Here is a 17,692-nt window from a genome sequence, read left to right on the forward strand (position 1 = left end):
GGACGCTGAGCACGCGACTCGACGCCGGCCGAGGCTCCGCACCCCCGGCCGTGCGATCGGTCCACGCCGCCGCGAGCAGCCAAGCTCCGTGCACCGCCACGGCGAGCGCCACGCTCCACCAGAACCCGCGCTTCATGATTCCTTCCGCGTAAGCAAACGGGCCCGGCATCGCTGCCGGGCCCGCGGTTCAAACAAGAACCTACCAGAGGGTCATTCGATCAGCTCGCGCCAGGCCGCTCGGCGCAATTTCTTGCCGTCGCCTGCACCTTCTGGTGGCGGTACGTCCTTGACATGCTGCTTGCCATCCTTGTCCGTCCAGATGATCTTGCCGCCGTTGCTGCCATCGCCGGGTCCTTGCTCCTCGGGAGAGAAGATCCGCTCGCCCTCCACCACCAGGGAGTCGAGCTTTTCGGTGGCCCGTACCTGGCCGTCACGGCTGATGTAGTGCAGGTTTGAGTGCCCCCCGCTCTGGCAGGGGTCCTTCGCCTCCGGGACGTTGGAGGCAAATGAGATCAGCCCGTTGAACTGGATGCCATCGACGTTCACCCGCTCACGGGCCTCGGTCGTGTCCTTGTACATGCCGCTGCTCTTGCTGTAGTCAAGTTTGTCCTCGGTGAGGTCCTGGCGGGGCGTCAGGAAGGAGCGCAGCGAGGCGCTCTTGTCCGCGGTGTTGATCTCCAGATCGTCCTTCACCAAGTAGATCGCCTGCTTGTTCGAATAGGGCGAGCTGGCCGGGTACACGTCCAGGTCGCTGCCGTGCAAGTGCTTGCCGGTGCCGAACGACACCAAGGTGCGGTCATCGGCCGGACGAGGGCCGAGCGCCGTAAGCACCGGACGCGTCGTGATCGGCTGGATCTTGTTCAGCGCATCGCGGGCCACGCCCAGGCGAATGGCCTCATGCCCGGTCGGGTCGATGCGGTCGTCCAGATCGAAGCGCCACAGGTTGCCCAGCATGTCGCCACCGTAGATGCGACGGGTGGTGTTATCAGTGTCGGTATGCAGCCAAGCGTTGATCTTGCCCAGGTTGCTCGGCGTCGTCACCGTGCCAAACGCTTCATCAGTCTGCGAGGCAGGCGTGCCCGCCGCGATCGGCGAGAACGACAGCGGCTTGCCCGTCAGCACATCGAGCACGTAGAGGTAGCCGCGACCGTTGCCTGGAGCCACGTTGTTGTAACCCGAGGTGAACACTGCAACCCACTTGCCGTCCTTCAGCTTGGTAACGATCGGGTTGCCGAACGACAGGCCGAGGTTGGCGTCGTCACTGACCGAGTACTCCCAAAGCAGGCGCGGGCTGGCCGGGTTGGTGACCTCGATCGCATAGAACTGGCGACCGCCGCCGCCCAGCCCACCAACCAGCACCGTGCGCCAGGTGCCCGGCTTGCTGTCGCCGTCCTTGGATGGTTCGAAGACGTCGGCCAAGGTGGGCGATGCGTCCACGAAAGCCAGATGGTTCTTGTCGTAAGCGGCATCCGCCAGACGCCACAGGTTCGGAATGACCTGAGTCGGCACGAACGCCCATTCCTCGTTGCCCGAGGAAGCATCGAACGCATGCAGCATGCCATCGTTCGCGCCCACATAGACCATCGGCTTGCGCTTGAGGTTGGACTCGACGAAGCCGGCATAGCCGCTGTCGGTGTAGCGGAAGGGCGGCTTGCCGACGAACACCGGCGAGCTGTTGACGATGTCACCCAAGATGGACTTGCGATAGCGGAAGACGCGCTTCTCCCTTGTCATGGAAACTTCTTCGCCGCGCAGATAGTTAACGAGGTTCGGGCCGGTCACCAACGTCTTGTCGACCGTGGAGCATTGCGTGAAACGGGACTCCACAGCCGTCGCATCCGCGCAGCGATTGTCGAAGTGCGCGCCGAGTCCGGCGCCTTTCAGGGTCGTGTAGTCGAAGTCGGCGAAGGACCCAGCCTTGTTGAAGTAGATCGTCCGCGCCGAAGTCCGCGTATCCAGGCGCTCGGCCGCGCGCCACTCGGCATTCTTTTCTGTCAACTCCGGAAGTTCGACGGCGCCAGTCTTGTCGTCGAACTTCATCCGATAAGCCCGGAGGTCGCCTTGCCAGGGGGTAGTGACCACCTGATCCGCATCGATCTTGAACTCGTAAACGGGCATAAACACCTGGTCATCGCCCGGCGTCGGCGAAATGGAACTCACGGCCGCAGCAGCTGCAGCGCCAGTGCTGTCGCTGGCGGAGGCAAGCGCTGCTTTCAGGCTTTCGACCACCTCGTTCGGATTTGCCGCGCTGTAATAGCGCCCACGACCATTCACGGCGGCATGCCATAGGTCGTCGATGCGGGCCACCACGCTATTGCCCGCGTTAAGAGGGTTTGTTAGGGGATCAGGCCACGTCACCGACTTCAAGGTGTCCATGTTGTAGTCTTTGTTGTACGTGAGAATGCCGTTCACGCCCAGGCCCAGCGTGATGGTGTTCATCCGCTGGGGCACCGTTTCCTTCACGTCCGGATCGAAACTGATCCGCTTTTCATAGTTCTCGAGATCCGGGCGGAGGTCCGTCTCGTAGTAGTACTGCGCGATGTCGGCCAGGGTGTACGGGAACGCGTCCTGATAAGGAGCGCCCTTGCCCGCGTCACCATCCGACAGACTAAACTCCGAACCATCCGGCCGAAGGGGCTTGTAGTTGCTGGGTTCGGCCGCGGTGTTCCAGTAGCCGTCCGTCGTAAGCAGCGCGAAGTTGCGCTGGCAGATGTACTGAATCGGGTCTTGCTGGTTGGTCAGCTTGTTGGCGTAGTAGCGACCTGCCTTCACCAGCGCGGGGCGCAGGGGGGTGTAGGTTGAAAAGGTCGCCTTGTAGAGCTTCTCCAGAACGGCCGTGCGGTGCGTCTTCGGATTGGTCTTCGAGATGGGTTGGTCGAAGTCGCCGACGTTGTGGAACTTGTCGCCGTCCGTCACTGCAGTGCTGTTGATCGTTGTGAAACCGACGCGGTACTTGGATGCGTCGATACCGGCCAGCGCGCGACCGCTAGCCGACTTCATCATCAGCATCCGCGTGCGGTAGAACGAGTACCAGATTGCATACTTCGTCCGCATCGCGGAGTCGGTGATCGAGGTCACTGGGGTCAGCCCGGCGCACTTGGTGGCGGTGCCGGCAGTCACTCCCGTGGTGTAGTAGAACTGCGATCCGCCAGCCGAAGACCACTTGGGTGCCTTCGAAAGGTCGACCTTGTTGGACCCCGTGTTGAAGCCGTCCACCAGCGCCGCCGTGAATGACGGAGTGTCAAAGGGACCGGAGCCATCAGCCTTGGGCGGGACTACGTATGTTCCCGCGGGGTCGAAAAACACCTTGTTCAGCGCCGAGTGGCCGAAGCAGTTGCCTGTGTAGACGGTGCCACCGTTCGTATTCTCCGGGATGAAGTCCCGCTCCATACTCCCGGAGTCATCCAGGATGAACATCAGGTTCACCCGCGGCGGCTCAGGGCTCAAGGTGCCCAGGGGCACGGAGGAGATTTGGGCAAGGGCGGACCAGGCCGGAGCGGCGATCAGCCAGCCGGCCACCACCAGGAGGGCGCGGGCCGACGAGGCCTTCGTGCTCAGGGAGCGCTGGGAAATGCTTGAGTTCATGGTGTCCTCAGTTCTAGCAAGCGGGGCTCAGCTGGCGGGCGCCGCCGGCGTCTCTTCGCCGTCGTAGTTGTGCACGATGGCTTCGGTGTAGGTGACGGCGTCGCGTGCGCCGTCGGTCCGGACGATGATTCGGTAGTACACCGCCATGCCCATGGACTTGGCGTACATCGGTTCCTTGTAGTTCAGTTCGCCGCTTTCAGAGGTGTCTTCCGACTTCTGCGAGGTGGGGCCGAGGCAGTCGGCCGTGCCGCCATCCATCGTGCACATCTTCATGACGAGGTAACGGGCCGACAAGCCGTTGGGAATCGTCAGCGCGGTGGCGATCGGCTTGACGCACTTGGCGGGTGCTGGGTCGGCATCCTTGCAGCCGTCGAGCTTCCAGTCGATTTGCGTGCGCTTGGCATCGGTGCCGTTGCCGGTGATGTCGAGCAGCGGGAATGAATCGACGTAGTAGCCGTCGGCCTCGACCGACTTCTCGAGGAGACCGTCCGCCTGCCCCTTCTCCAGGTAGCCCATTGCCAGGCGCATCGCCTCGTCGCTCGCCATCACGGTGTCTTCTTTGAAGCCCATGTTGCCGAGGATCAAGGCGCCGGTGTCGACCGAACGAACCAGCGCCACCGCCGCTAGCGACAGGGCTACCAGGGTCATGAGGGCGAACAGCATCGACACGCCGCGCACGGCGCGGCGCATCGATGAACGAACGCGGAAGGCGTGAAATGATTGGATGGTCGGCATGTCAGTTCAGCTTCGATTGCCAGAGCACGTTACGCAGGGGCACCACGGTCTCGTAGACCTTGTAGCGGTAGTGCCTCCATTCGGCCTCGGGTTCGTCCGTTGCCCAAGCGAAGGTCATGGGGTCCTCGCCGTTGAAGGTCCAGGCCGGCGCGGCTGCCGCGATGGGTTCCTTCTCCCGCTGGGCGCTGCGTGAAACCACGGCGATGCGCACGGCCAGCACCGACTGCCATTCCGCTGCGTTCGTGGGTTGCACCCGGTCCCAGGTGGTGACCACGCCGTTCGCACCCTTGCCGTACACCGCCTGCAGGTCGACGATCTGGCTGAACATCGGCTGGGGGTCGGTCCAGGTGTTGCTGGCGGAGACGAACGAAGTGCGGGTGAGTTCGTTGTTGACGATGCTGTACAGGTCGTTGACCAGGCTGCCGGCGTTGACGATCACGCTACCGGCCTTGTAGCCCGCGTCCGGGAACGGGGCCTGATCGGGTGCGCTGTTCCAGGCACCGCCGTCGCCGGATAGGTGGCTGAGCTCCCGCCCCGCGGGAGCCGGGTTGGCCGCGAAGATGCTGCACCAGTTCACCGCCGGGTTATTGTTCTTCGCGATGTCGGACGGCACGGCGATGAGCAGGTCACCGGCACGAGCCGCGGTCGAAACGACGTTGCGCATCACGAAGGAGGTGTCAGCCTTGCCATGGTCTTCCGCGAGCAGCAGCGGCAGCGCGAAGTCGCGAGCGTTGCTGCGCATCACGCGGATGGCATCGGGCGCGCCGTCGTCGCCACCATCGATGATCTGCAGCGGGGCGAGCATCCAGGCGGCCTCATTGGCCAGTGCCGCACCGTTGAAGCGTCCCTTGATCTGGCAGCCCGTCGCGAACGCTGCACCGGTCAGGCCATAGCCGGACATGCGGATTTCGCGCTGGAGCGTCGACAGGGCAAGCGCTCCATTGACCTGAGCATCGGAGCCGCTGGTGGTGGTTCGCTTCTGCTCCTCGGAGACGGCCATCACCTGCGTGATGATCACGACCGACAGAAGACCGATGGTCATGCCCACCAGAAGCTCGATCAGGGTGACGCCGCGCGATGCGCGAGGCGATGGCCCCGCGGCGGGATAAAGGCGTTTGAGCATCTTCACGTCAGTCTTTCGGCGGTTGGCCAGACACCGCAGTCACGGTGCGAAACGCATGGCGCCCGTCCTTCTCGGGCTCACCGGGCGTGATCCACGCCAGGACGATCTCCGTGCGGCCGCCGTCCACCAGCTTGACCTCGGGCGACACGGCGCCGGGCAGGCGCTCGGCCACGCGGTCGAGCCATTGGCTGCAAGGGTCCAGGGACTTGCAGGCGTCCGCGTCGTGGTAGGCGGCGAGGTTCTCGGTATCGACCCACATCCGGCCGACCAGGTCCTGGGCGAGCTGGGCCGCTTCGGCGCGGTAGTTGGCTTCGGTCTGGGCTTTCACCATCGCAGCCTGCAGGCCGACGAGCCCGAGCACCCCGATGGAAAAGATCATGATGCCGACGAGGGCCTCGATGAGGACCACGCCGCGAGCGCCGCGGGACTGGGCGACAGAGGCCGAACGCCGTCGGTGAGCGCGCAGAATCGGCTTCATTTGGCGTCGTCCGCTGGGCATTTTCTCGGGTCCTTGGTGTCGTTCACCTTGGGGTCGCACATCCGCGCACTGCCCTCGGGGGTGATGCGAATCTGGAGCGGGCGGGTTTCCTCGTCCGGCTCGGTCGAGGTGACTTCGATCCGCGCGATGCCGCCTTCCACGGGGACGAGGCGACCGAACTGGTTGAAACCGATCGTGTGGGCCTCGGCACCGTCGTCGTCGACGGCCGTGACCACCGTCTTGGTGCCGCCCTGGCCAGCGGCCGTCTTGGCGAGGATCATAGGATCGTCGGTGGTGGAAACTGCTGCTCCACACTTGCCCGCGGGGTCAAGGAAGCTCACAACCCAGGAGCTGCCAGCACCGGACAGGGAGCAGCTGTCGTCGAGGCTGGCCGGGTCGTCCACTGTGACAAGAGAAAAACGGACGACTCGGTTGCGGCGCACAGCTTCTTCGCGAGCCTTGTCGAGTCCTCCCTGGATGGAGCTCGCGATGTTGCGAACCTGCAAGTTGCGCTGCCAGCTGCCGATGTCGGGAAGCACGGCCATCAGCAGTACGCTGAGCAGCGCGATGGTGACCATCAGCTCGACCAGTGTGAAGCCCTGATCGCGCGACGGCACGGCGGGGGCGATCAGTTGCATGTCGACTCATCCCGGGTAAGCCAGCAGTCCTTGGCAACGGTCTGGCCCTTGAACTTGGTGGTGGTGCGGTTGTTGTCGTCATCGATGGTGTAGACGTGGCCATCGGTGGGGGACCTTTTCTTGCCTGAGGCGGTGATCCTGAAGCCGGCCCCATCATCGAGGAGCTCGCACTCGTACTCAAACTTGTTCGACTCCTTGCTGCCTTCGATCGAGAAATCCGACCACTTCGGCGGATCGCCAGCCGCAGGTATGCCGCACTTGGCGTTGCCGTAGTTCCGGTTGTCCTGGAAGAACTGCTCCATCTTGATGCGGTAGTCCGACATCTGGCTGAACGCCTCAGGCAGTCGGCCCCGGCGGGTGTACTCGCCATACGACGGAATGGCCACGGCGGCCAGGATCGCGATGATGCCGACCACGATCATGACCTCGATCAGCGTGAAGCCGCGGGCGGCGCGATGGGACAGTCGGTTCATGGGATTCATGGGAGGATTTCCTTCGGGTGGATTTTGGCGAAGCGGGCGGGCGGCGTGTGGCCGCTCATCTCATCGAGACTACCGTCCGTCCGGGCGCCGAAACGCCGGAAAAGCCGGCAAACCATGAAAAACGGCCGCATTGAGCGGCCGTTTCATGGGCGGTGCAACACCGCCAGGGGGAGCGCCGGTCAGCGCGGCAGGTCGCTCGAACCCATCAGGAACTCGTCCACCGAGCGGGCGGCCTGGCGGCCCTCGCGGATCGCGCGCACGACGAGCGACTGTCCGTAGCGGACGTCACCGGCGGCGAACACCTTGTCGACGCTGGTGGCGTAGCCGCCAGTGAAGTCGGTGCTGGCGCGGGCATTGCCGCGGGCATCCTTGTCGACGCCGAAGGCCTCGAGCACGGAAGCCACCGGGCTCACGAAGCCCATGGCAAGGAACACCAGGTCGGCCGGCATCACCTGCTCGGAACCGGGCACTTCGGTCATCTTGCCGCCTTGCCACTCGACGCGCACGGTCTTCAAGGCCTTGAGCTTGCCCTTCTCCTTGCCCTCCCCGCCGATGAACTCCTTGGTGGCGATCGCGAACTCACGCTGACAGCCTTCCTCGTGGCTCGAGCTGGTGCGCAGCTTGAGCGGCCAGTAAGGCCACACGAGCGCCTTGTTCTCCTGCTCGGGCGGCATCGGGGTCAGCTCGAACTGGACCACGCTGGCCGCGCCTTGGCGGTTGCTGGTGCCCACACAGTCGCTTCCGGTGTCGCCGCCGCCGATCACGATCACGTGCTTGCCTTCGGCGCGCAGTTGCGCCTTGAGCTTGTCGCCCGCGTTGACCTTGTTCTGCTGGGGCAGGAACTCCATCGCGAAGTACACGCCTTCGAGGTCGCGCCCCGGCACGGGCAGATCACGCGGCTGCTCGGCGCCGCCTGCCAACAGCACGGCATCGAACTTGGCCTTCAGGTCGTCGGGCGAGACCGTTTCGGTGGCCCAGTTCGTGACCTTGCTGCCGGCCGGCAGGGAGCCCACCATGACGCCGGTGCGGAACGTCACGCCTTCGGCCTTCATCTGCTCGACGCGGCGGTCGATGTGGGACTTCTCCATCTTGAAGTCCGGAATGCCGTAGCGCAGCAGGCCGCCGACGCGATCGTTCTTCTCGAAGACCGTGACGTCGTGGCCGGCACGGGCCAGCTGTTGAGCGGCGGCAAGCCCGGCGGGGCCGGACCCGACGATCGCGACCGTCTTGCCCGTCTTGACCTTCGCCGGACGGGGCTTTACCCAGCCTTCGGCCCAGGCGCGGTCGATGATCGCGTGCTCGATGCTCTTGATGCCGACCGGGTCGTCGTTCACGTTCAGCGTGCAGGCAGCCTCGCAGGGCGCGGGGCAGATGCGGCCGGTGAACTCGGGGAAGTTGTTGGTCGAGTGGAGCACCTCGATCGCGTTCTTCCAGTCGTCGCGGTAAACGAGGTCGTTGAAGTCCGGAATGATGTTGTTGACGGGGCAGCCGTTGTTGCAGAACGGCGTGCCGCAGTCCATGCAACGTGCGCCCTGGACCTTCGCTTCATCGGACTTCAGGCCGATGACGAATTCCTTGTAGTTCTTGACGCGTTCCTGAACCGGGGCATAGCCCTCCTCAAGACGGCCGTACTCCATGAAGCCGGTGACTTTTCCCATGATGCTTGCTGACTCCTGGCGTATGCGGTTCAGGCCTTGGCGCGGCTCTTGCCGCCGGCCGGCTTGTCGGATGCTTTGGCTTTGGCGATGGTTTCACCGGCCTGGCGGGCCGCGTGCATCTCGCCAAGGGCGCGCTTGTACTCGTTCGGGAAGACCTTGACGAACTTGCCGCGCGACTCGCCCCAGGTGTCGAGGATCTCGCGCGCACGAAGGCTGCCCGTCCAGCGGTGGTGGTCTTCCAGGAGCTTCCGGAGCGTGGCCTCGTCGGACTGCCCGAGGTGCCAGGTGGACGCTTCACCGGTGGCCTCTTGCTCCTTGGTGGTGGGCACCTTCTCGAGCGACACCATCGCGGTGTTGCAGCGGCTGGCGAACTGGCCATCCTCGTCGAACACGTAGGCCACGCCACCGCTCATGCCGGCGGCGAAGTTGCGTCCGGTCTTGCCGAGCACGGCGACCGTACCGCCCGTCATGTATTCGCAACCGTGATCGCCCGTGCCCTCGACGACAGCCGTCGCACCCGACAGGCGAACGGCGAAGCGCTCGCCTGCCACGCCGCGGAAGAAAGCCTCACCGCTCGTGGCGCCGTACAGCACGGTGTTGCCGACGATGATGTTGCGTGCTGCGTCACCGCGGAAGTCGATGCTCGGGCGCACGATCACGCGCCCGCCCGACAAGCCCTTGCCGGTGTAGTCGTTGGCGTCACCGATCAGGTACAGGGTGATGCCCTTGGCCAGGAAGGCGCCGAAGCTCTGCCCGCCCGTGCCTTCGAGCTGCATGAAGATGGTGTGGTCCGGCAGGCCCTCGGGATGACGGCGCACCAGCTCGCCCGACAGCATGGCGCCGACCGTGCGGTTGACGTTGCGCGTCTCGGCGATGAACTGCACCTTCTCGCCACGCTCGAGCGCAGGCAGGCACTTCTCGATCAGCTTGACGTCGAGTGCGCGGTCGAGGCCGTGGTCCTGCACGTCGACATGGCGGCGAGCCACTTCTGCCGGCGCGCTCGGCTGATGGAAGATGCGGCTGAAGTCGAGGCCCTTGGCCTTCCAGTGCGCGATGCCCTTGCGGGTGTCGAGCAGGTCCGCGCGGCCGACCAGCTCGTCGAACTTGCGGATGCCCAGCTGGGCCATGATCTGGCGCGCTTCCTCAGCCACGAAGAAGAAGTAGTTGACGACGTGCTCCGGGCGGCCCTGGAACTTCTGGCGCAGCACCGGATCCTGCGTGGCCACGCCCACCGGGCAGGTGTTCAGGTGGCACTTGCGCATCATGATGCAGCCCTCGACCACCAGCGGCGCGGTGGCGAAGCCGAACTCGTCGGCGCCGAGCAACGCGCCGATGACGACGTCGCGGCCGGTCTTCATCTGGCCGTCGGCCTGCAGGCGGATGCGGCCGCGCAAGCGGTTCAGCACCAGGGTCTGCTGCGTCTCGGCCAGGCCCAGTTCCCACGGGGTGCCAGCGTGCTTGATGCTCGACCAGGGTGAGGCGCCCGTGCCGCCGTCATGGCCGGCGATCACGATGTGGTCGGCCTTGGCCTTCGCCACGCCAGTGGCGATCGTGCCCACGCCCACTTCGGACACGAGCTTGACGCTGATGTCGGCCCGCTTGTTGGCGTTCTTCAGGTCGTGGATGAGCTGCGCCAGGTCCTCGATGGAGTAGATGTCGTGGTGCGGCGGGGGGGAGATGAGGCCGACGCCCGGAACGGAGTAGCGCAGCTTGCCGATGTACTCGGAGACCTTGCCACCGGGCAGCTGGCCGCCCTCACCCGGCTTCGCGCCCTGGGCCATCTTGATCTGGATCTGGTCGGCCGAGGACAGGTACTCGGCGGTGACGCCGAACCGGCCGGAAGCGACCTGCTTGATCTTGGAGCGCAGCGAGTCGCCCGCATTGAGTTCGTAGTCGACCTGGACGTCGCCACCCGGCATCAGGTCGCTCATCTTGGCGCCCTGGACGATCGGGATGCCCTTCAGCTCGTTGCGGTAACGGGTGGCGTCTTCGCCGCCCTCGCCCGTGTTCGACTTGCCACCGATGCGGTTCATCGCCACGGCGAGCGTTGCGTGCGCTTCGGTGCTGATGGAGCCGAGCGACATGGCGCCGGTCGCAAAGCGCTTGACGATCTCGGCGGCCGACTCGACCTCGTCCAGCGGAATGGCCTTGCTCGGGTCGAGCTTGAACTCGAACAGACCACGCAGCGTCAGGTGGCGGCGCGACTGGTCGTTGATGATCTGGGCGTATTCCTTGTAGGTGTCGAACTTGTTCGACCGGGTGCTGTGCTGCAGCTTGGCAATGGCATCGGGCGTCCACATGTGCTCTTCGCCCCGCACGCGCCAGGCGTACTCGCCGCCAGCGTCCAGCATGCCGGCCAGCACCGGGTCGTCGCCGAAGGCGGCCTTGTGCATGCGCAGCGCTTCCTCGGCGACGTCGAACACGTCGATGCCACCGACCTGGCTGGCCGTGCCGCGGAAGTACTTCTCGATCAGGCCCTTCTCCAGGCCGATGGCCTCGAAGAGCTGCGCGCCGCAGTAGGACATGTAGGTCGACACGCCCATCTTGGACATGATCTTCGAGAGACCCTTGCCGATCGCCTTCACGTAGTTGTAGATCGCCTTGTCGGCCGACAGGTCGCCCGGCAGGTCCTTGTGGATGGCGACCAGCGTCTCCATGGCGAGGTACGGGTGCACGGCTTCCGCGCCGTAGCCCGCCAGCACGGCGAAGTGGTGCACTTCGCGGGCCGAGCCGGTCTCGACGACGAGGCCTGCCGTCGTGCGCAGACCCTCGCGCACCAGATGCTGGTGCACGGCGGAGAGCGCGAGCAGCGCCGGGATCGCGACGTGGTCACGGTCCATGTGACGGTCGCTGATGATCAGGATGTTGTGGCCACCCTTGATCGCGTCGACGGTTTCGGCGCACAGCGAGGCGAGCTTGGCCTCGACACCCTCGTCACCCCAGGCAAGGGGATAGGTGATGTTGAGTTCGTAGCTCTTGAACTTGCCGTAGGTGTACTTTTCGATCTCGCGCAGGCGACCCATGTCGGCGAAGTCGAGCACCGGCTGCGACACCTCGAGCCGCATCGGCGGGTTCACCGCGTTGATGTCGAGCAGGTTCGGCTTCGGGCCGATGAAGGACACGAGCGACATCACCACGGCTTCGCGGATCGGGTCGATCGGCGGGTTGGTGACCTGGGCGAACAACTGCTTGAAATAGTTGTAGAGCGGCTTGTTCTTGTCGGAGAGCACGGCCAGGGGCGAGTCGTTGCCCATGGAGCCGGTGCCTTCCTCGCCGGCCTGCGCCATCGGGCTCAGCAGGAACTTGATGTCCTCCTGCGTGTAGCCGAAGGCCTGCTGGCGGTCGAGCAGCGGCTCGCTGAACTGGCTGGCGGTGCCGGTCGCGTCGATCGAGTCGAGGCGGACGCGCACGTTCTCGATCCACTGGCGGTAGGGCTTGGCGAGGGCGAACTGGTTCTTCAGCTCCTCGTCGTCGATGATGCGGCCCTGCTCGAAGTCGATCAGGAACATCCGACCCGGCTGCAGGCGCCACTTCTTGACGATCTTGTTCTCGGGAATCATCGGCAGCACGCCGGACTCCGAGGCCATCACGACAAGGTCGTCGTCGGTGACGATGTAGCGCGAAGGACGCAGGCCGTTGCGGTCGAGGGTGGCGCCGATCTGCCGGCCGTCGGTGAAGACCATCGACGCCGGGCCGTCCCACGGTTCCAGCATGGCGGCGTGGTATTCATAGAACGCGCGACGACGGTCGTCCATCGTGGCGTGCTGTTCCCAGGCCTCGGGAATCATCATCATCGCGGCGTGGGCGAGCGAGTAGCCGCTCATGGTGAGCAGCTCGAGCGCGTTGTCGAACGTGGCCGTGTCGGACTGGCCTTCGAAGCTGATCGGGTACAGCTTCTGCAGGTCGTCGCCCAGCACCGGCGACTTCATCACGCCCTCGCGGGCCCGCATCCAGTTGAAGTTGCCCTTGACGGTGTTGATCTCGCCGTTGTGCGCAACCATCCGGTACGGGTGAGCCAGCGGCCACTCAGGGAAGGTGTTGGTGGAAAAACGCTGGTGGACGAGGGCCAGCGCCGAGCTGGCGCGGGGATCCTGCAAATCCTTGTAGTACTTGCCCACCTGGTCCGCCAGCAGCAGACCCTTGTAGATGATCGTGCGGCAGCTCATGCTGGGCACGTAGTACTCGTGGCTGTGGGTGAGCTTCAGGCGCTGAATGGCGCTCGAGGCGGTCTTGCGGATGACGTAGAGCTTGCGCTCCAGGGCATCCGGCACGATCACGTCCGGGCCGCGGCCGATGAAGACCTGGCGGATGATCGGCTCCTTCTCGCGCACCGTGGGCGACATCGGCATCTCGGCATCGACGGGCACGTCGCGCCAGCCCAGGAGCAGCTGGCCTTCCGCCTTGATGGCGCGTTCGAGTTCCTGCTCGCAGGCAAGGCGCGAGGCGTGCTCCTTGGGCAGGAAGATCATGCCCACGCCGTACTCGCCGGGCGGAGGCAGCGTGACGCCCTGTGCGGCCATCTCGGCCCGGTAGAAGTCGTCGGGAATCTGGATCAGGATGCCCGCGCCGTCGCCCATCAGCGCATCGGCACCCACGGCGCCCCGGTGGTCCAGGTTCTCCAGGATCTTCAGGCCCTGCTCGATGATGCTGTGGGCCTTCTGCCCCTTGATGTGCGCGACAAAGCCGACGCCGCAGGCGTCGTGCTCGTGGGTCGGGCTGTACAGACCGTGTTCGGCGGCGGCTTGGCGCTCTGCGGCGTCGGCAGAGCCTGGGATGGCCTGGTTCATGGCGCACTCCATGTCGTGAAGAGGGGATACCCCGAGGATACTTCAGACACCCCTGCCGTCACAACGCAAACAATTAGGGTCAGGCACTGATTCTAGGTCACCGTCTGGTTTTCCACCCTTAATTGGGGACAGTCATTTCAGCCTTTCGGGGCCGACCGCGTTTCAGCGGCGCGAGCCGCCTGTCCGTCAGCTGCGCCAACGATGCCAGGAACCCTTCGCTTCCGACGGGCCAGCCTTTCAGCACGGCGTTGCTCAGTTCCGAGCGCGTCCGCTCTGCCATTCCTGCCTGGAGTCGCGAGCGGTAGGCAGCCTCCCGGTCGAAGGGCGTATTGCCCAACGCCCAGTAAACGGGGTGATCCGCCACCATGGGGTCGTGACGCCGTCCGAGGTGATGTCCGAGGCTCGATACGGTCGGCGCGCCGCCCGCCTCCCCGATGTGCGAGCCGCCGTCGTTTTCCACGAAGCTCATGGCATCGAGCAGCCGGGCTGACGGTTCGACGACCGTTGCGCGGAAGCGTCCCTCCCACAATCCCCCGGTGCGGCCATGTCGCCTGTTGAACGCGGCGCCATAGCGGCGGCCGAGCACTTGCATCATCCGGCCGAGTGACTCGGCCTTCGGAGGCGTGGCCAGCAGGCGGACTTCCTCGTCATACAAGGCGTAGGCGTGAAGCGAGACACCCTCGGATCGGGCGGCCTCGCCGAGCAGGGTTCGAAACAGCAAGCGGTCCTCGTCGTCCAGGAACACGGCCTGGCGGTTGTGCCCGCGCTGAACCATCAGGTGCGGGAGGTTCGCGACGCTGAGGCGTGGAAGGCGCGCCATGCCGGATCAGTCGAACAGGCGGCGGCCGGTCAGGCGTTCGTGTTCGCGCAAGGCGAAGCGATCGGTCATGCCCGCGATGTAGTCCGCCAGTTCGCGGAGTCCGACACCTTCCGCACGAGCGCCACCCCGCAGCCACTCCTCGGGCGCACCGCGGTACGCATCGAACAGTTCGCGGATGACGACCTTGCCTCGGTCGGTGGTTTCCACCACCTGCGGATGTCGATACAGGTTGGTGCGGAGGAAGCGCTTAAGGGAGGTGCTCTCCTCCGCCATGGACGCCGAGAAGCAAAGCAGGGGCGGCGCCGCCCTCGCTTCATCGGCACTGCCCGGCGCGGCCGTTGCCAGAGCCTCTTCGGTGGAACGCAGCACGTCGTACACCTGCTCCGACAGCATTCGGCGGATCGACTCGAACAGCAGGCGGCGGCCGCCCAACCGCGGATGCTCGGCGAGCGCTTCCGTCAAGAACCGCTTGAAGAGCGGAACGTCCTCGAGCTGTTCAAGCTGAATGAGGCCGGAGCGCACGCCGTCGTCGACATCATGGGCGTTATAGGCGATCTCATCAGCGAGATTGCACAGCTGGGCCTCGAGACTGGGTTGAGTGCGGTTAAGGAACCGCTGACCCACGCCCCCAGGTTCGCGGGCGACGAGCCGCCTGGCATTCGCTGCCGAGCAATGCTTGAGGATGCCTTCGCGCATCTCGAAGCACAGGTTCAAGCCGTCGAAGGCGGGGTACCGTTCTTCCAGACGGTCGACCACCCTCAGGCTTTGCAGATTGTGCTCGAAGCCGCCGGAGGTCGGGTCTGCGTTCAACAGACATTCGTTGAGGGCGTCCTGCCCCGCATGTCCGAACGGCGTGTGGCCCAGGTCGTGCGCGAGCGCAATGCCTTCGACCAGATCCTCGTTGAGACCGAGCGAACGGGCAATGGACCGACCCAGCTGCGCCACTTCGAGCGAATGGGTCAGGCGCGTGCGGAACAGGTCGCCTTCATGGTTCAGGAAGACCTGCGTCTTGTAGACGAGTCGCCTGAAGGCCGTGCTGTGAACGATGCGGTCGCGGTCGCGCTGGAAGTCACTGCGCGTCGGTGCGGGCGGCTCCCGATGGCGGCGCCCCCGGGATTGCTCCGGATGGCAGGCGAACGGCTTCAGCATCGGCGTGGCATCGGTCCGATTCACCCGGCATGGGCGGCCAGCACCTCACGCACGACAGCGTCCGGTGCGGGTCGCATCGCGGCGCGCCCCGGCGCCTCGATGACCACGAAGCGGATCTCACCGCCCTCCGCCTTCTTGTCGACGCGCATCAGCTCGAGGTAACGGTCGGCGCCGAGCGCCGGGCCTCGAACTGGCAGGCGGGCGCGCACGATCAACCGGGTCAGGCGGTCAACATAAGCCTGGTCGATCAGGCCCAGCCGCCGAGAGAGGTCGGCTGCCATGACCATGCCGCACCCCACACCCTCGCCATGCAACCACTCCCCGTACCCAAGGCCGGCCTCGATGGCGTGGCCGAAGGTGTGGCCGAAGTTAAGGATGGCGCGCAGTCCGTTCTCGCGCTCATCCTGGCTCACGACCCAGGCCTTGATCTCGCATGAGCGCTTGATCGCATAGGCAAGCGCCGTCTTGTCGCGGGCCCAGATCGCGTCGAGGTTGGTTTCGATCCACCCGAGGAACGCGTCATCGGCGATCGGGCCGTACTTGATGACTTCGGCCAATCCGGCGGCGAGCTCGCGGTCGGACAGCGTGTCCAGTGTGTCCAGATCGGCCAGCACGCGCAGCGGCTGGTAGAACGCGCCGATCATGTTCTTGCCGAGCGGGTGGTTGATGGCCGTTTTGCCGCCGACGGACGAGTCGACCTGGGCGAGCAGCGTTGTCGGCACCTGAACGAAGGGAATGCCCCGCATGTAGCTGGCCGCGGCGAAGCCGGTGATGTCGCCGACAACACCGCCACCCAGCGCGAACAGCACCGTCTTGCGATCGCATCCGGCGCCCAACAGGTCGTCGAAGATCAGGTTGAGTGAGGCCCAGTCCTTGTGGGCTTCACCGTCCGGAAGTTCGAGGATGCGGATGCTCGGATACACACCCTTCAGACACGCCGCCAAACGTTGTGCGTAGAGGGGACCGACTACCGAGTTCGTGACGATCGCGGCCGTGGCGGCCTTCGGCAACCCTTCGAACTGGGCAGGTCCATCGAGCAGACCCGAGCCGATGCGGATGTCGTATCCGCGGTCGCCCAGGTCGATGGAAACGGTCTGCAAGGAGGGAGGGTTCATGCGCGCTAGTTTAGCGTGCACCAGGCGAGGCCCACTGTGCGCCGCTGGCGCTGCGCTAGGGGATCAGGGACTGATCACCCGGCGCCTGTGAGCCCGGCACCGCGCCCGAAAGTTCGAGCTGCATGACCAGCATGTTCACGATCGCGCTGACGGATGGACGGCCTGTATCGAGAACGAAATGGGCGACATCGCGATAGAGCGGGTCGCGTTGCGCGAACAGCTCTCGCAGGCGGCCGAGCGGGTCCGGCACCTGCAGCAAAGGCCGCTGGGTGTCATGGCGAAGGCGGCGAAACAGCTCTTCGGGCGTGGACCGCAGGTAGACAACGTGGCAGCGCGCGCGAAGCGCTTGCCGATTGGCTTCCCGCAGCACCGCGCCTCCGCCCGTCGCCAGCACCTCACCGTGGCCGGCACAGCAATCTGCAATGACCTGGGACTCGATGTCCCGAAACGCTTCCTCGCCCTCTCGCTCGAAGAACGCGCGAATGGAGCAGCCGAGGCGCTGCTCGATGACCGTATCCGAGTCAACGAGCTTGCGCTTCAGACGCCGGGCAAGCTGCCGCCCTATGGTGGACTTGCCACCACCAGGCAGCCCGACCAGAGCAATGTTCATGTCGTCCGACACCGCTTTCTACCGGACTCCAATACTCAGGCCGGCGCCGAACTGATGACGCCCCCGTTGGGACGAGCACACTTCACGGCGTGGCGGTCGCACTCGCCGGCTCGTATCCAATCTCTACCGTCGCCGTTCGCTGGAACTTGTCCACTACGGTAATCACGCCCGGCTTCAGACATCCACCAAGGTACCGAACGGTGAAGCTCTCTCCCTTACCGACTACCGTCTTGCTGACCTCCAGATATTGAGGATAGGAGTTCGCAACCTGATACGGTGCGGTGCCGCCGAACACGAAGATTTCGACACTGCTATTTGTCGGCGGACATACTCCCTCAGGCGTCCCGGTGGCGGCCGTCAGCGTAGAGCTGTCAGGGGCAACCGAGAAGTCCGAAAGAGATCCGGACTCATCATCGGAGCCGCCGCCGCAGGCTGCCAAAATCACTGCGCACGTCAAGGCAAGCGCCGCTTTGGAAAAATCACTGACTTTCATTAATTCACCTTTAAGTCGT

The 17,692-nt window shown here is 64.9% G+C and carries 13 protein-coding genes; all 13 read right to left on the reverse strand.

Annotated elements, in window-relative coordinates:
• Nucleotides 1-210: 210 nt before the first annotated feature.
• Nucleotides 211-3,585 carry a pilus assembly protein gene (locus ACSQ2F_RS15655; RefSeq protein ID WP_436024418.1) on the reverse strand — a complete coding sequence of 1,125 codons (3,375 nt, stop codon included), beginning with the start codon at nt 3,583-3,585 and terminating at the stop codon, nt 211-213.
• A gap of 27 nt (nt 3,586-3,612) precedes the next feature.
• Nucleotides 3,613-4,320: a hypothetical protein gene (locus ACSQ2F_RS15660; RefSeq protein ID WP_436024420.1), complete on the reverse strand. Its 708-nt coding sequence runs from the start codon at nt 4,318-4,320 to the stop codon at nt 3,613-3,615.
• A 1-nt stretch (nt 4,321) separates the two neighbouring features.
• Nucleotides 4,322-5,443 carry a PilW family protein gene (locus ACSQ2F_RS15665; RefSeq protein WP_436024422.1) on the reverse strand — a complete coding sequence of 374 codons (1,122 nt, stop codon included), beginning with the start codon at nt 5,441-5,443 and terminating at the stop codon, nt 4,322-4,324.
• 7 nt (nt 5,444-5,450) lie between these two features.
• On the reverse strand, nt 5,451-5,921 hold the full coding sequence (pilV, locus tag ACSQ2F_RS15670) for a type IV pilus modification protein PilV (protein ID WP_436024424.1): 471 nt from the start codon (nt 5,919-5,921) through the stop codon (nt 5,451-5,453).
• Nucleotides 5,918-6,559, reverse strand: coding sequence for a GspH/FimT family pseudopilin (locus ACSQ2F_RS15675; protein ID WP_436024426.1), 642 nt, complete (start codon nt 6,557-6,559; stop codon nt 5,918-5,920). The genes pilV and ACSQ2F_RS15675 overlap by 4 nt, the downstream gene beginning before the upstream one ends.
• The gene (locus ACSQ2F_RS15680; protein WP_436024428.1) at nt 6,550-7,041 is read right to left on the reverse strand and encodes a type IV pilin protein; all 492 of its coding nucleotides are present in this window, start codon (nt 7,039-7,041) and stop codon (nt 6,550-6,552) included. The genes ACSQ2F_RS15675 and ACSQ2F_RS15680 overlap by 10 nt, the downstream gene beginning before the upstream one ends.
• A 179-nt stretch (nt 7,042-7,220) precedes the next feature.
• Entirely contained in the window at nt 7,221-8,699 is a 1,479-nt protein-coding gene (locus ACSQ2F_RS15685; protein ID WP_436024430.1) for a glutamate synthase subunit beta, read from the reverse strand.
• Between the two features lie 29 nt (nt 8,700-8,728).
• Nucleotides 8,729-13,486: a glutamate synthase-related protein gene (locus ACSQ2F_RS15690; RefSeq protein WP_436024432.1), complete on the reverse strand. Its 4,758-nt coding sequence runs from the start codon at nt 13,484-13,486 to the stop codon at nt 8,729-8,731.
• Nucleotides 13,487-13,604: 118 nt separating this feature from the next.
• Nucleotides 13,605-14,306: a transposase gene (locus tag ACSQ2F_RS15695; protein WP_436024434.1), complete on the reverse strand. Its 702-nt coding sequence runs from the start codon at nt 14,304-14,306 to the stop codon at nt 13,605-13,607.
• 6 nt (nt 14,307-14,312) lie between these two features.
• Nucleotides 14,313-15,455: a deoxyguanosinetriphosphate triphosphohydrolase gene (locus ACSQ2F_RS15700; RefSeq protein ID WP_436026841.1), complete on the reverse strand. Its 1,143-nt coding sequence runs from the start codon at nt 15,453-15,455 to the stop codon at nt 14,313-14,315.
• A gap of 20 nt (nt 15,456-15,475) precedes the next feature.
• Nucleotides 15,476-16,570 (reverse strand): 3-dehydroquinate synthase, encoded by a 1,095-nt coding sequence (gene aroB / locus ACSQ2F_RS15705; RefSeq protein ID WP_436024436.1) that lies wholly within the window; start codon nt 16,568-16,570, stop codon nt 15,476-15,478.
• A 55-nt stretch (nt 16,571-16,625) separates the two neighbouring features.
• Nucleotides 16,626-17,180 carry a shikimate kinase gene (locus ACSQ2F_RS15710; protein WP_436024438.1) on the reverse strand — a complete coding sequence of 185 codons (555 nt, stop codon included), beginning with the start codon at nt 17,178-17,180 and terminating at the stop codon, nt 16,626-16,628.
• A gap of 82 nt (nt 17,181-17,262) precedes the next feature.
• Nucleotides 17,263-17,673: a hypothetical protein gene (locus ACSQ2F_RS15715; RefSeq protein ID WP_436024440.1), complete on the reverse strand. Its 411-nt coding sequence runs from the start codon at nt 17,671-17,673 to the stop codon at nt 17,263-17,265.
• Nucleotides 17,674-17,692 lie beyond the last annotated feature (19 nt).

The organism is Rhizobacter sp. LjRoot28, assembly GCF_964253025.1.
Taxonomy (GTDB): Bacteria; Pseudomonadota; Gammaproteobacteria; order Burkholderiales; family Burkholderiaceae_C; genus Rhizobacter.

Coding starts and splice junctions, on each gene's coding strand:
- ACSQ2F_RS15655 (WP_436024418.1), bottom strand. CDS start 3,585: ATGAACTCAAGCATTTCCCAGCGCTCCCTGAGCACGAAGGCCTCGTCG.
- ACSQ2F_RS15660 (WP_436024420.1), bottom strand. CDS start 4,320: ATGCCGACCATCCAATCATTTCACGCCTTCCGCGTTCGTTCATCGATG.
- ACSQ2F_RS15665 (WP_436024422.1), bottom strand. CDS start 5,443: ATGCTCAAACGCCTTTATCCCGCCGCGGGGCCATCGCCTCGCGCATCG.
- pilV (WP_436024424.1), bottom strand. CDS start 5,921: ATGAAGCCGATTCTGCGCGCTCACCGACGGCGTTCGGCCTCTGTCGCC.
- ACSQ2F_RS15675 (WP_436024426.1), bottom strand. CDS start 6,559: ATGCAACTGATCGCCCCCGCCGTGCCGTCGCGCGATCAGGGCTTCACA.
- ACSQ2F_RS15680 (WP_436024428.1), bottom strand. CDS start 7,041: ATGAATCCCATGAACCGACTGTCCCATCGCGCCGCCCGCGGCTTCACG.
- ACSQ2F_RS15685 (WP_436024430.1), bottom strand. CDS start 8,699: ATGGGAAAAGTCACCGGCTTCATGGAGTACGGCCGTCTTGAGGAGGGC.
- ACSQ2F_RS15690 (WP_436024432.1), bottom strand. CDS start 13,486: ATGAACCAGGCCATCCCAGGCTCTGCCGACGCCGCAGAGCGCCAAGCC.
- ACSQ2F_RS15695 (WP_436024434.1), bottom strand. CDS start 14,306: ATGGCGCGCCTTCCACGCCTCAGCGTCGCGAACCTCCCGCACCTGATG.
- ACSQ2F_RS15700 (WP_436026841.1), bottom strand. CDS start 15,455: ATGCTGAAGCCGTTCGCCTGCCATCCGGAGCAATCCCGGGGGCGCCGC.
- aroB (WP_436024436.1), bottom strand. CDS start 16,570: ATGAACCCTCCCTCCTTGCAGACCGTTTCCATCGACCTGGGCGACCGC.
- ACSQ2F_RS15710 (WP_436024438.1), bottom strand. CDS start 17,180: ATGAACATTGCTCTGGTCGGGCTGCCTGGTGGTGGCAAGTCCACCATA.
- ACSQ2F_RS15715 (WP_436024440.1), bottom strand. CDS start 17,673: ATGAAAGTCAGTGATTTTTCCAAAGCGGCGCTTGCCTTGACGTGCGCA.